Origin of the sequence: Tamlana carrageenivorans (assembly GCF_002893765.1) — a bacterium.
In the GTDB taxonomy this organism is placed as follows: Bacteria; Bacteroidota; Bacteroidia; order Flavobacteriales; family Flavobacteriaceae; genus Pseudotamlana; species Pseudotamlana carrageenivorans.
The window spans coordinates 2,936,064-2,950,893 of sequence record NZ_CP025938.1 but is presented as its reverse complement, the minus strand read 5'-3'; the positions used below and the strand labels follow the sequence as shown (position 1 = coordinate 2,950,893).

The following is a 14,830-nucleotide window of genomic DNA, read 5'->3' as shown; positions in this document are numbered from 1 at the left end:
TTAATTAATGAACTGAAATTCTGGCGACATCAAAACTGCCCAAAATGCATCTTGGAGTTCTTCTTTTTTGGGTTCAGAACCTAAAACTTCCAGCATTGCCATTTTTTCTAGTTTAGAAGGTTGCCTACCAAGTGCTTTATTATACAAGTTATGCACGATTACATTTGAGTCGTCCTTATATTTTTTTAGCCATGCCTGAGCACCTTCATCTAAAATCTCATTAAAAAAGACGCCATTTGTAAGTTCCAAGGCTTGAAGTAATGTGGCTTGATCTTCTCTCGAAGTGGTAACAATTTCTCTACTAGGTCGCCCCAGAGCTTTCATAAACGGGTGTTGTTTTACTAAACTAGCACGAGCATATTTTTCGCTGTGAGGCTTAAATGTAAAATCAAGGAGCTGTCCCCAATTCTTAAAATTTCCCGTACTATAATTTCTTACCTTTTTCCATGAGCTATCATCATAATTAACAGCAACCCAATTTCCCTGTGGTAGTTCTCGTGAGCTTAACCACGATGTATCCGATTTTATCAATTCAGATTTACCCGATTTATAATCTAATTTTAAAGCAAATAATATTCCTGCGGGATTAGCAATTTCACCAGTATTGCCGCCAATAATGGCAATAGTATTTTTTCCTGGTTTTAAATTTTCTGTTATGTCAATTTTATCTACCGTTTTCCAATTTTCATCTTCCTTTAATTTTTTACCGTTAAAGTAAAGCACAAATGAGTTATCTACCGATATTAAAATTTCTCCTTTATCTTTAGCTTCATTAGTCACATGAAACGATTTTCTGAAATAGCGCTTTCCAGGTTCAGGAAGTACAACGCGCCCTAATTCTTCTTCTAAATGCCAAATTCGAATCGCTTTAATATCATCACCATTAGGATTAAATGCAACTTGCGGATAAAGTGGTGCTATAATTTGGCTTACAGCATCCGAAAATTGTTCAGCACTTAATCGGCGAGTTACAGGACCTTTAAAAACATACTTTGTTTTTAAATCCTCTGCTTTTTTATAATTAACCATTGGCAACTGGTAGACTTTAGAAGTCATAATACGCCTAATTAAATGTTTTAAGTCGGAACCCGAATCCACAAAATCTGCAGCTAACCAATCCAATACTTGGGCGTCCCAAGGCGCGTTATCCATTTCATCTAAAGGCTCAACAATACCACGTCCCATTAATCGGTCCCAAAATCTATTGCTTATGGTGCGATATAACCTTCCGTTATCGCGTTGAACCATAACCTCAGCAAGTTTTAGTAACCTATCACTAACCGTTTTTCCCTCTACACTCCCGAGTTCTGGATATAAAAAACTGGGCTTCGCCATTTTCCCTATGGGTTTATCACATCTATTTAATTCAAGTATAGTATCTGAAAAAACAGTTGCAAAACCATAGGCCTGTTCTAAGGTTAAGTTACTCACAAAACTATTGTGACACGACGCACATTTAACATTAACCCCCATAAGCGACTGTCCAATATTTTGAGCCGCTTGCATTTCAGTCCTTTGACTGGCATTAACCACACCACGCCATTTAACCCCTTTAATAAAACCTTCTGAACCTTTTACGGGGTTTACTAACTCTGTTACAATTTGATCATATGATTTATTATTCATTAATGAAGAATACAACCAATGTGTAATGGGCGCTTTACCTCCTACACTGTAGTAATCGTTACGTAACAAATCATTCCAAAAACTTAGCCAATGCTGCGTGTAGTTTGTATGATCACTTAATAAGGTATCTATTAATGCTTCCCTTTTATTAGGATTTGTATCTTCTTTAAATTTCTGAATAGATTTTGGTTCAGGAAGTAAGCCTATAACATCCATATAAGCTCGTTTAATAAAAGTTCTGTCATCTACAACCTCTGGCCAGTTTAAATTATGTTCTTTAAAATAGTTGTCTATTAATTTATCTAAAGGGTGTTCTATATGGTCAGTCTGAGGCAATTCTGGTTTATGAAGAGCCAATTCGGCCTCCGGAAACACTTTTACAGCTTGGTCGGACCAATGCGCTCCTTCCTGTATCCACATTTTAACCAGTGTAATTTCGCTCTCGGTTAATAACTTTCCTTTGGTAGGCATGACCTCTTTATGTCCGGTAGGCAGAGTAATTCTTCTATATAATTCGCTTTCCTGGGGTTTTCCTGGCACTATAGATGCTCCCGATTCACCTCCTTTAAAAACGCCAGCTTTCGTTTCTAAAATTAATGCGCCTTTTTGCTTATTCTCGCTATGGCACTGGTAACATTTATGGGCAAATATGGCTCTAACTTCTAAGTTTAATCGGTCTTGCTGTGATTCTGTAATGGTTTTCGATTTTTGTAATTCAGAAAGCAGTAAATCTGATTTCACATCTTGGTAAGGCTCCTTATTCCAAGGTAAAACAGCGATTAGATAATCTTCTCCGTGCGTTAGATTCGCTCCTAAATGTCCTGCAATAGTTAATACGACTACTGTTATCGTTAGCATCCCTCTGTAAAGCCGCAAGTCTATCTGTTGTTTATTCAAGGTATTTCGCAACATCAAGGCGGTACCAATCGCCAAAACCGCAGTAGCGATTCCTGTATATTGATGATAATCGACCAAATCGCCACTATAATCCTCTTGAGTACGTAATAACCAACCGAATAATGCCGAGAACCCTGCAAATAGCGCACCTAAGTACACCATCCATTTAATGCCGTCTCGTAAACCTTGTTTTTTTCCTCTAATGGTTAAAATTTCAAGAAATAGTGCTACGACCAATAGGCCAATAGGAAAATGCACTAATAAAGGGTGTAAGCGCCCCAATAATTGGAGTATCCAGTTTGTATTCTCCATGGTATAAAATAAAATTGAATGGTTTAGTTTAAGTTGATTTGTTGCATCATATACTGAAAACAAACCTTCGAATTTATTTTTTTTCGTATAAAGTCTTATCCTGCTCTGCCCTGCAATAAGCGAGATAAAACTAATATTACCGCCTAAAATAACAGTTTACAATATGATTTTTAGCTCCTGTTTTCCCTAGTATATTTTTTATTATTAAAAAAATCAATAAAAAGATATACAGGATAGAACAGGATAGAAAAAACAGCTTCAAATAAGAAATTCACAAAAATTTATATCTTTTATTACCAACTACATATTTTTTACCAATAAACCTTAACTAAAATGAAAAACAAACTATTAAAAGGAAGCTTAGCTAAACTAAGTTTAATTTGCTTTGTAGGTGCCACAATTTCTTGCTCTACACCACAAGATGATTCTATGGATTTTGAGACGTCCACAACAACTACTCCTGAAGATGCTATTAATTTATCTGCTAAAGTCACGAATACCTCCAAATGTGATGACCAATATAAAAACCCTACAAGGGAATATGAATATAGTGATGGCTATGATGTAAACCAGACTGTTAGCTCAAAAATTGATGACAGAACTTGCTTTGCAGATTATTCCCAAACAACGTATAATAATAAAACTTTTGGTGTTTATAAAATTGCAGCCGGCACCAACCATATTGATGATTTACAACCACGAATGGAACGTACCACACCGGCAATTAATTCAGGAGATTTAGGAAATGGTAGTTACGTGCGGTTTTCCGGTTATGTAACTATAAATAGAGCTGGACATTTAAGTGATTCCTATGACCGTGATGATATTAGAGATAAATCGGGTACCTATATAGCTCAAGCTAAAGGAAAGCATACTGGTGGTGGAGGTTCTGCCGACCCTGCTATCTGCCTGATAGTAGCTAAACCGAGATTTTCGGGGAGTACTCAAGTATCTTATGATTTATACCGTGAAGAAATTACGGAGAGAGGTGGATCTGGTGTTAATGGCAGACAATTGGTTTTCCTTACCAATATCCCTGCTAATACTAGGAAATTTTTTAGAATGCATACAGGGTTTACAGGCTCTGGATCTAATAGAACACATTATGTGAATGTACGTATTGGAGGTACCGATTATAACTGGAATGTTCCAAGCCCAGAGCGTGGCATTCAAGCTAAAATTCGCTTTGGCGCCTATCGTTGTCATGGTGGCGAAGCTGAAATTTTATGGGACGGCGTTAATAAGGTCGTAAATAAAGTTCCGGAATAAATTTGAAATGGATAATGGGCTTCTACGCCTGGCACCATATTGAAAGATGATTTTCCCTTACATAGCTTTCATTTTTATTGATGTATTGGCTTTAATGGTAGCCAAACCTTCACCAGGTTTCTGAATTGTTATTTCCAAATCTCCTAGCCTTGTAACTTCATCATTATTTTGGGAAACAATTAATAAAACACCAGACAGAACCGGACAGGTAAAACTATAATTTCCAATAAATTAACAAAAAATAATACGTTTTTATAATGCAAAACCTACTTCAAATAATAGCTAAAAGTAGACTCATTTTATACTTAGCGCTTTTCTTTTCATGCTCTACTCATTCGGAAAACGAAACTGATAAAGAAAAGACTATGGTAGAAGAACAAAAACTGGAAAACTCAAATTCTACTACAATTCAGGATTGTGATGAGGTTTCAGATTTCCCAAACTTAGGTCCTTCAGCTTCACAATCACAAACTTGTGATGATATTGCTAACCCAAACAATAAAGGCACACTAGATTGTAGAACTGATAATGCCTTTGGAGGCTACCAAAATTTGGATAATATCTGGGGTAGCTACAAAATAACTGGTAGCGAAATACGATATGAAGGTACTAGAACTAGAGTAGAACGTTTTTTTAAAACGATTTTACATGACACCAATAAAAAAACAATTCTAACTGGAACCCTTAAAATTATAGATTTAAGTGATGGAAATACTTGTATTATTCAGTCCCATGCAGGAGGCGATATTATTAAAGGAGAAGAAGCAGGCAGAGCAAACAGAAGTGCTCAATTTTTACTTTACGCCAAAAAATCTAGCAATAACAAAATACAATTAGAAACTCATGTAACCATTAATCCATATACCACAGATACAGGTGGCAGCAGAGATGTTAAAAACTTTAAAACCCTAAATTACAACCAAGAATATACTTTTATTTATGAAACTGGATACGATGCTACAGGCACGGCATTTTCAAAAATAAAAATAGGAGATACTGAAACCTATTTTACACATAATCATACTACCGAACGCGTTTATACAAGATATGGAGCTTATGGCACAGGGGATTCAGGGGATGTCACTGCCCATGTTGCATTTAAAGACGTTAATTTATGTAGAACACAAGAATAGTATTAGACCGAATTACCAATACCTACCAAAACCACCGATAATAAAATGATGGCTATTCCTGCTCCAATAGTATATTTTGTTTTTTTAGCAACACCCTGCCATTCTTTTCTATACATACCCCAAAGGTTGGCTGTTAAAATTATGGTTGACATATGAAGTATCCAGTAACTAGCACTATTACCCAATTTACTTTCTCCCATGCCGTAAAAAAAAATTGTAAAAACCATATGGTTCCAGCTAAAGCAGAAACAGTATGTTTTTAGAAATCGGAGTTTCTTTATTGGTAAAATCTTTATAGGCTTTATTTTTTAAACTCAAATAGGTAATCCAAATAAAATTAGTGGCTAAACCACCCCATAGGATTACCACAAACGTCACATTATTTGCAAACAAATGATCATAACCTGCGGCTACTGCAGCATCAGTCAATGGCTTTCCAGCTTCAATTCCAAAACTAAAAAAGGAACTTAAAATACCTGAAAGCACAGCTACTATTACCCCTTTTACAAGATTGAATTCTGCAACACTTTTCTTTTTCTCCTCATCAGATAGTTCGCTCTCTTTAAGCATACCAGCTCTTCCACAAACCGCAATACCTATTAGACATGCCAAAACGCCTAACAACACAACTTGTCCTCCTTTAGAAAATATCATTTCTGTAAAAGATATTTTACCTACTAGGGGATTGAAATTGTAGTAAATTGAAGGCACCATAGCTCCAAATGCAGCACAAAACCCTAGAACTACTGAATTACCTAAAGACATCCCTAAATATCGAACACCTAAACCGTAAGACAAACCACCAACACCCCAGAGTAACCCCATTAAAAAGGTAACACCCAAAATGGTAGATGAACTAGTCGAAATAATATCTACAAAACCGGGCACCGTTAAATATGCTGCTATGAGCGGTACAATTAACCACGACATAACGCCACCAACCATCCAGTAGCTTTCCCATGCCCAACCTTTTACTTTATTATAAGGCATGTAAAAACTGCCTGCGGCTACACCTCCTATTGAATGAAATAATACTCCTAATATTGCTTGCATATTTTTCTTTTTTTAACTTTAATCTTCTCACAACAACCCATACAATGTACTATTGTTATTTATAAGTAGCCGTAATTTGCCAATTTTTCGATTTAAGCCTAAATTTTAAAAAGTTTTCATTTTCAACTACAGAACTTTCAACTAACTTTTTCCCGTTTTTCCAAAACACAACACCATTAAAAGCCACTGTACTAATTTCCTTTCCTGCTTTCGGTATGCCTACAACTACCGTAGTACCATTATCTGGAGATTCCAATTTTAGAGAATAGGTGTTTTCGGTCTTTTTCATATCAACATTTATTTCTCCCATTACTGTTGGAATAGTTTTCTTCAAATGCTTAAAGTGCAAAAGTGTGGGCATGATTTGATACTCACTCCATGCTACTTTAGTAGGCGCTACACCAGCCACGTATTTAGACAATATCTTATTCGAACCATTCCATGCATGGTTATAACTTCCTCCATTTGGAAACATTTCATATAAAGTCGTCATGCCTTCCTTTTCTACCTGACTTTGATATTGTTCCTTCATGCGCTTAAGTGAAGCTTCAGGACGTCCTGCTATAAATAGCGCCTCTTCAGCCATCCACTCGAAGTGCGGACTGGAATAGTGGTTTGGAATTAACACATTATCTACAATTTGATTGTAATATTCTGGATTTGCTATTCCTGAAATTATAGCAATAGCATTCGCTCTATCGTCTTTAAACTTTTTTGGGTCACTACTATAAAAACCATCTTTCCAATACAATTTATTAAAAGCAGGTTTCATTGTTTTCATTCTATCATCGTACCATTTTACGTCTTCTTTTTTACCCAATACTTCTGCCATTTTTTTCGCTTCCTTAATGGCTAAATAGTAAAATGCCATTTGAATTGGTTTTTTATCGGCTGTATTTTTAACGCCCCAATCTACCCAATCCCAAGAATCTGGACTTTTTCTTATACGGTATTCTGGCAAACCGTTTTCTTGCATTGGAAACAAAGCCAAATAATCATATACAAAGGGATATGCTTTTTCTAAAGTTTCTTGATCTCCTGTATTCAAATAATAAGGCCAAATACCTTGTGCGATAAACTGTAAACTCTGTGCAACCAACTCCCTAACTCTTAAGGGGCCGAGAGCACCTATAACCCCATTTTCGCTAAATGCTGTAGTTTGCAAAATGGCTTTTTTTAGTAACTGACGTCCCGCATGATCCATTGAATAAAATAAATACCCTACTTGGTCGGCTACATCACCAATCCACAAGGCTCTTTCTCGATCTGGGCAATCCATAAAATTATCTCGGGCACAAACAAAAAGCGTATGGTTTCCCATCCACCACAAACGCTCGTAAAAAGGGTCGTCTACCTCAAATCTTCCAGCCATTTCACCAACACTCATCCATCGGTATTTTAAAGCGTTTACTTTTATATCTTTAGGAATGGTGTATAGAATTTCATGCCCATTCATCCAAGAAAAGCCTTCGAAGGCTTGTTTTCCTTTTTTGGTAATATAGGTTGCTGTTATTTTATTTAAGCGATTGTCTGTAGTTATAAAAATAGTATCGCCTGCACGTTCTGTTTCAATTTCCAAATAAGGTGTTATCTGCTTATTGAATGGTAATTTACACGAAATAGTTTGCCCCTTACTTGTAAATGGCAACTCCAGGGTATCGTAATTGGCATAATTTTTCAAACCATGATTTAATAATTTCGGAACAAAGTTTTCCTTTAAGTCATACCATGGTGCTACTCCTGCTTTTCCTTTTTCTAAAGCTGAAGGCCATTCTTCATCATTGAATTTTGTGGTATACCAAGCGTTTTCTGACCAATCATTTAAAGGGTTTTGTGCGTTATACTTTATAGGATATTGCACTAAAGCCTTACTTGCAGGTTCAATAGTGTTATCATATCCAGGATGTTGAATGGCTTTCCAAGAGTTATCTGAAACCACATGGTGTTCTCCTATTTCAGCTGAAAACAACAGGCCACCTTTACCACTGTCTATATGGGTTCCTTTATGGGTTTCGCGCCCCCAATACCATGCTAAAATAGCAATAGTATTTTCTCCAGTTTTTAAATAAGGCTGAATATCTACTGTTTCGTACCAAGAGTTAGTAGGTGTAATGTTTTCTTTTCTATTCCATTCTCCTGCTTGACTAGGCCCCCTTGATAAACCACCTTCAAAAAGTACTATTTGACCATTTATCCATAGCCAAAATTTACTATCAACAGCAATATTTGCTTGAACAATTTCTGGAATTTCATTAATTGTGATGGTTTTTCTGAAGCTCATCCATGTGTTAGATGGTCCGTCTTCTTCTTGCCAAATCCATTGGGCTTTATCCCAATTAGGCGTTTGAGAAAAACACAGTGATGTTAAAAGTGTTATTACAAGTAAAAAACTTTGTTGCTTGTTAATTTTTGTTTTCATAATTCTGATTATATATATAAAATTACTTAGTGGTTTCAATGATTACAGGACCTAACAAACCTGAGGGTTGTGTTTTGCTTTCAGACGTAATTTTATCGATTACTATCCAAGTATATTTTTCCTCTTCAGGACGTTCCTTATCTTTTATCAGTTGATTTCTCCATAGATTTACTACTTCAATTTCGAGTTCATTTTTACCTTTCTTAAGTTCTTCAGAAATATTTAGACGATAAGGCGCCATCCAAACGCCACCAACATATTTTCCGTTTAATTTTACTTTTGCCATTACCGAAACTTCCCCCAAATTAAGATAAATACCCTTATTTTCAGGAAGCTCATCCATTTTGAAATTAGTTTTATAAATGGCGGTTCCTGAATAATATTGTATTTGCTCATCATCAGAATTTCGCCAGTCAATTAATTCATTAAATATTACAGGTCTTTTTGCGGCAATATCTTTATTTTCAAAATCGACTTCGTATGGTGTGTCAATGGTTTTTAACTTTTTATATTCAGGAAAATTTTTAGAGTACGTAGGTTTAACATCAGCTTTAATATCATCATTCGTAAATACGACAAACCAGCTTTGAGCGGCCTGCATTTTTAATGGCACTTTTATGCCTGTGTCTGTAACTTCGTAATCTGGCAAAGCCCTTATTTCACCGCTCACAGCATCCCATAACTGTGGTTTCATCTTTTTATTCACACGAAAAACAGGTGATACTTTTAGTGTGTCATCACTTTGGTTAGAGATGAAATAAATATCCATGTCTTCAGTTTTTCGGTGTATCCATAATACCGGAGCATCTTCTGAAACGTCAACATCTTTTGCTAAATTCATATCTGAAAACACTTCCGATAGCTCGTAACCATCCCAAATTTTACCTTCACCATAATTCACATTCATTCTACCATTAGCGTAATCGCCATGCCACATTTTATCGACTAATTCCTTTACTTGAGTATCAGCCATTGGATAATTTTCTAAGCTTGGCGATTTTTCTGGTTTTGGTCCCAAAATAGTTCCACCTTGTTGCACTAACTGTTCAATTTTTGCTAACAATTCTGGACACATGGTTTTAAAAGGTGGCAATACCATCACTTTATAAGACATGCCATCTGGCAATACAAATCGTCCGTCTTTTACAGACAATCTATTTAAAATAACTTCTGCATTGATATAATCATAAGAGTAGCCTTTTGGAATTTCTGGATTACGAACACCTGTCATTACTGGTGCATCCTCTCCTATATAATAACACACATCGGCAACATATTTACCTTGCTGTAAAAGATGTTGACAACGACGCAAATAGTCAAAATAACTATCTGCTTGAATAAACCACGTATTATGACGATTGAATTCTGTACCAAACCAAGCGTTCATTCCCGGTTTACGATTATCATCTGGTTGTTGAATGTATAAATGCAACACAAAATGATTTATACCTTCTGTTAATGCCCAGTCTCCTCGCTTTTTCAGCATAGCTGGATGTCTTAAATACGCCCTTCTAGAAGATGTAAATGCTTCTGCCGAAGTTACTGGTTTCCCATAAGTATGTGCTGTTGAAGAGGACGCTTTACATTCAATATTCCCCAATGTACCTTCATTCCAAAATTCTCCAGAAATTAAATCTGATTGTCCTCCATACATCATAAACTCACCTGGAAACCCCCAGTGTCCATAATTTTCTAACCAAGTTTTTAGATTGTGCTTATTACTTGCTTTTCTTAATCCACCAACATATTCATAAGCCACATCATCAGCAATAGAACGACGTAAATCCCACAAAAAGCGTTCGGATTGTTCTACACTACCAACAATTCTTCCTGAAAGCACAGGTAAAAATGGCACAGGGTCGTACCCGTATTTTTCTTTAAATTTCACTTCATAGCCATCCGTCCAATTTTGAGAACCTTGTTCGTAACTATCCGCCACCACATATTTGAACGCTGACTTGCTTTCTTCTGGAATTCGCTTTAAAAGTTCCCCCACAAATTTATCAAAGTGGTACTGTACCAATTCACTGTTCATTTTATCTATTTCATAACCAACACCTTGTGGTGCGGCTGGTGCATTTTTTGTACCTGTTGGCGTCATTCCCATACGCATGATGACCCATTCACCTACAGGTGCATCCCAGCTTAGCATTCCATTTTTATCAAGCTTATTACTAATATCAATCAACTCATCAGGATTAACACATAAACTTTTATCTTTCAGTGCCTCTTGTTGTCCATAGATGTACGAATCCCATTGAATACCAGGTGTAGAATTCATTTTACCCAGTTGTTTCTCAATGAATTTATCTAATACAGGTGCTTCAGAGATATTAATTTCAGCAAAACCATATCCACCTCTCTTATCTCTAAAATTGGTACATTTTAGAATAAATTTACGGGCTTTAGTTTCTGGCAAAACCGTTGCGAAATCACCTGTTTCAATAGATGCCACATTTGGCGTAATACGAAAACGGTCAAAATGAAATTCTTTTACAATTTTTTCTTCACCATCTACCACGGCCATTAAAGTCATATTACATTTAAAAGCCCTGCTTGGAATTATGGTGATAGAACGCGCTGTAATGGGTTCTGAAAGTTGAAAACTTATTTCTAAAACTTCTCCTTTTTTAGGTTCAAAACTGGTATTATCTTCTTTATTACCATCATTTAAAATAGCAACATTTACATCCTCCCAATTGGCACTTATTTTCGTAGGAATAAATTGTGTACTGTTTTCTTCAATTGCTGAAGATTTAAAAGCAAAAGTATGCGTGTCTTGAAATTCTTTTTTAGGTTGTGGCAACGCTATGTTAAGTAATTTTCCTCCTGAAACTTTCGTTTCACTATACGCTAGGTAACGCATAGCTTTTGTATAATCTACCCAAGGCCCTCCACTTTGGCTCCATCCCGGGCAATTAAACACCCCAATATCTACACCAATGCGTTTTCCTTCTTCTACCGCATGTACCATGTGAGACCACCATACTTCACTAAGCATAGGTACTTTTCCATCTTTGTGTGCTGGATTGATATTCCCTATTAATGCACCACCAATACCTGCCTCTTTCATGGCCTCTAAATCTTTGGTTATACCAACTTTAGAGATATCATCATTAATCCAGTACCAATAGCACCAAATTGTATTATCGTCTGTAGGTTCGATAAATCCAGATTTAATGATATCATAATTTTGTTTGGTTATTTTTTGACTCCTTGAAAGGTTACAAGAGCATACAGACACAAAAAGTGAGAGTAACACTAATTTTGTTTGATAGTAATAAGTTTTTCTAACGAAAGAAACTTGTTTTTTATTAACTAATTTTAAAAATTTAGTTGAGATCATTCAATAATATTTTTTTGAGTTGTTTTCATATATGAGAACTAATAAACCTGCTGGCAGCAGGCTTTTATCTCGTCCATAGAAATTGGTAATTGCAAAAGCAGAATACTACTAAGTATCTCAGGTTCATTACTATTAACACAAGAACCCATTAAAAGTAGGACTATATAAATTTTAAAAAATGTGTTAGTTTTATTTTTATCATTTCTTTATGCATTTCATTTATACTAGTGAAGCTCTTAGAAAAATATTCATTTACCCGCAGATTTTATTTGGTGTTTCATTTGATTAGTTGAAAAGGCTTTTATATTCCAGTTTCCTGAATCGACTTTAAATATTATATATTCTAAATTCTCTGCTTCCAGGGTTATGCCTTTAATTGTTTTTTTTAGTTCTCTATTAGTCCAGATTTTCTGCCCATTGATTAAAATATATTTTACTCCTTTTTCTTCTTTCGGTATATATATGGTCCCTACTGTTTTTTCTGGTGACATTAATTTCAATTGATAAGTGCTTTCTGTTTTTTTCACTTCAACCGTAATATCTCCTTTTACCGATGGCACGATTTGTTTTACGGAAGTCATATGAGCTAAATTTGGCTTCACTTCAAAGCTTGACCACGCCACATCTGTAGCCTTTATACCTGCAATGTATCTTGATAACACATAGTTGGGAGCATTCCATGCATGGTTGTATGTGCCACGTAATTTTGGCAGGTACTTTTCATAAAGTGTTGTTAACCATTTACGATTTACCTGTTCTTTATAACGCTGCTTCATGCGCTTCAAACCTTTGTCGTATTGTCCTGTGAGCATTATGGCTTCTTCTGCAATCCATTCCATATGCGGACTTGACTTCTGAACTGGTAGCAAGACGCTATCAACCAAAATATCGTAGTGTTCCTTTTTGGCTAAACCGCTAAGAACAGCTAAGGCACTTACACGCTCCTCGACTGGTTTATTTTTAGACCCGTAGCGTCCTCCTTGCCAATACTCTTTTTCAAAATTTTGCTCAATACTATTTATACGGTTACCGTACCAAGCCATATGTTTGGTTTCATTCAAGGCTATAGCCATTTTTTTTGCAGCTTTTAAAGCCATATAGTACAATACCACATTGGTAGGTACAGGATCGGGATCTATACCCCAGTCCACCCAATTGGCATACCCCTGGCGATGTGTTGGTAAGCCATTGGGTTTCATATCCCATAATTGCAAATATTTTAAAACAGCTGGATAGGCATTTTGTAATGTGGCTTTATCTCCTGTATTGAAATAATATTGCCAAATGCCCTGATCGATATATTGTAAACTTTGACCTGTTAGCTCACTACTTTTACCGCGATACGCACCAAAACCCGGTGCCAAACCTTGAATGGTATCGCCAGCCCGATACGCAATGGTATTATCAATTCCCTTTTTTAACAACAATCGACCTGGTTCATCTAATGTATAAAAAACGGCTCCTGTTTGGTCTGCTACATCACCGACCCACAAACCACGCTCACGGTCCGGACAGTCCATATAACCATCCCTAGCGCAAACGTATAAGGTATTACGAGCCATCCACCATAGGCGTGTAAAAAAAGGATCGCTACTTTCAAAGTTACCAGTCATTTCCCCTACACCAGTCCAGCGGTATTTTAGCTCTAATACTTCTACACCTGGCGGAATTGTATATTCTACGTTGTGACCATTAATCCACGAATAACTTTCCGTATTCAAGAACTTAACGCAACAAATCTAAATTAATAGATTTGTAATTATGGTACGAAAAAAAACAGGTAGACTTACCCTTAAAGAAAGAATACAGATTGAGACTCTTTTAACTGAAAAAAAGAATAAATCATACATCGCTATAACCATTAACAGAGCTCGATCTACGGTTACAAGAGAAGTTAATAAATGGGTGCAAACAGATAGAGATAAATACTCAGCAGAACTAGCTCATTGGTGCGCCAAAGATGATTACCTAAACAAAAGAAATATTGATAAAATATCTAAGTACCCTAGACTTCGAATTTATGTCTATAGGGGCTTATTATCACAATGGACTCCTGAACAAATTGCTGGAAGACTAAAAGAAGAATTCCCAAATGATCCTATAATGTCTATTTCTCACGAATCAATTTATAGGTACATATATGCAAAGCCTCAAGCTAGTTTAAATAAAAAACTAATTAAACTCCTCGTACGCAAAAAAACAAGACGTAGACCCTCTAAAAAAAGACGCAGAACAGGATCTAAAATATTAAACCAAGTCAGTATAGACCTAAGGCCCGAGCATATTAACCTAAGAAATGAAATCGGACACTGGGAAGGAGATTTAATGATTGGGAAGGATCAAAAATCGGCTATTGGAACTATCGTAGAACGCAAATCTAGATATACATTAATTATCAAACTAAAAGCCAGGAACTCTAAGGAAATTGCTAAAATGTTTTCTAAAGAACTTAACAAACTAGATCCCATATTCAAAAAATCTATGACCTACGATAATGGAATTGAAATGGCAAGACACGAAACAATTACCAAGAAAACAGGTATGAAAATTTACTTTGCACACCCCTATTCTTCTTGGGAAAGAGGTACCAATGAAAACACTAACGGACTCATCAGAAGGTACCTCCCAAAAGGAACAGATTTTAACAAAATTGACTTAAATACATTCATCGAAATTCAAGAAAAATTAAACAATAGACCTCGTAAAATTATTGGATTTAAAACCCCTAATGAAGTTATGATAAAAGAACTAAAAATTGTAGCTTAGACTCATACA

The 14,830-nt window shown here is 35.9% G+C and carries 9 protein-coding genes; 3 read left to right on the top strand and 6 right to left on the bottom strand.

The window, feature by feature from the left end; translation table 11 throughout:
- Complete coding sequence (locus C1A40_RS12935) at positions 1-2,898, bottom strand: DUF1549 domain-containing protein (protein ID WP_241910411.1); 2,898 nt, start codon at positions 2,896-2,898, stop codon at positions 1-3.
- A gap of 270 nt (positions 2,899-3,168) precedes the next feature.
- On the opposite strand from C1A40_RS12935, the gene C1A40_RS12930 reads away from it, so the two are divergent.
- Together C1A40_RS12930 and C1A40_RS12925 are read left to right on the top strand one after the other, a co-directional pair.
- Positions 3,169-4,104 carry a hypothetical protein gene (locus tag C1A40_RS12930; RefSeq protein ID WP_102996250.1) on the top strand — a complete coding sequence of 312 codons (936 nt, stop codon included), beginning with the start codon at positions 3,169-3,171 and terminating at the stop codon, positions 4,102-4,104.
- Between the two features lie 257 nt (positions 4,105-4,361).
- Positions 4,362-5,237 (top strand): hypothetical protein, encoded by an 876-nt coding sequence (locus C1A40_RS12925; RefSeq protein WP_102996249.1) that lies wholly within the window; start codon positions 4,362-4,364, stop codon positions 5,235-5,237.
- Positions 5,238-5,239: 2 nt separating this feature from the next.
- Here the strand turns inward: C1A40_RS12925 and C1A40_RS18740 are convergent, their stop codons facing one another.
- The 5 genes from C1A40_RS18740 to C1A40_RS12905 form a co-directional block, all read right to left on the bottom strand.
- On the bottom strand, positions 5,240-5,437 hold the full coding sequence (locus C1A40_RS18740) for a hypothetical protein (RefSeq protein ID WP_338418052.1): 198 nt from the start codon (positions 5,435-5,437) through the stop codon (positions 5,240-5,242).
- A gap of 37 nt (positions 5,438-5,474) precedes the next feature.
- Positions 5,475-6,290, bottom strand: coding sequence for an L-rhamnose/proton symporter RhaT (locus tag C1A40_RS12920; protein ID WP_338418051.1), 816 nt, complete (start codon positions 6,288-6,290; stop codon positions 5,475-5,477).
- Between the two features lie 55 nt (positions 6,291-6,345).
- Positions 6,346-8,709 carry an alpha-L-rhamnosidase-related protein gene (locus tag C1A40_RS12915; protein ID WP_102996248.1) on the bottom strand — a complete coding sequence of 788 codons (2,364 nt, stop codon included), beginning with the start codon at positions 8,707-8,709 and terminating at the stop codon, positions 6,346-6,348.
- 22 nt (positions 8,710-8,731) lie between these two features.
- Positions 8,732-12,055, bottom strand: a complete 3,324-nt coding sequence (locus C1A40_RS12910; RefSeq protein ID WP_102996247.1) for a glycosyl hydrolase — start codon at positions 12,053-12,055, stop codon at positions 8,732-8,734.
- A gap of 248 nt (positions 12,056-12,303) precedes the next feature.
- Complete coding sequence (locus C1A40_RS12905; RefSeq protein ID WP_102996246.1) at positions 12,304-13,776, bottom strand: alpha-L-rhamnosidase-related protein; 1,473 nt, start codon at positions 13,774-13,776, stop codon at positions 12,304-12,306.
- Between the two features lie 40 nt (positions 13,777-13,816).
- Here C1A40_RS12905 and C1A40_RS12900 point away from each other — a divergent pair, with 40 nt between their 5' ends.
- Complete coding sequence (locus tag C1A40_RS12900) at positions 13,817-14,821, top strand: IS30 family transposase (RefSeq protein ID WP_102994224.1); 1,005 nt, start codon at positions 13,817-13,819, stop codon at positions 14,819-14,821.
- Positions 14,822-14,830: the final 9 nt, after the last annotated feature.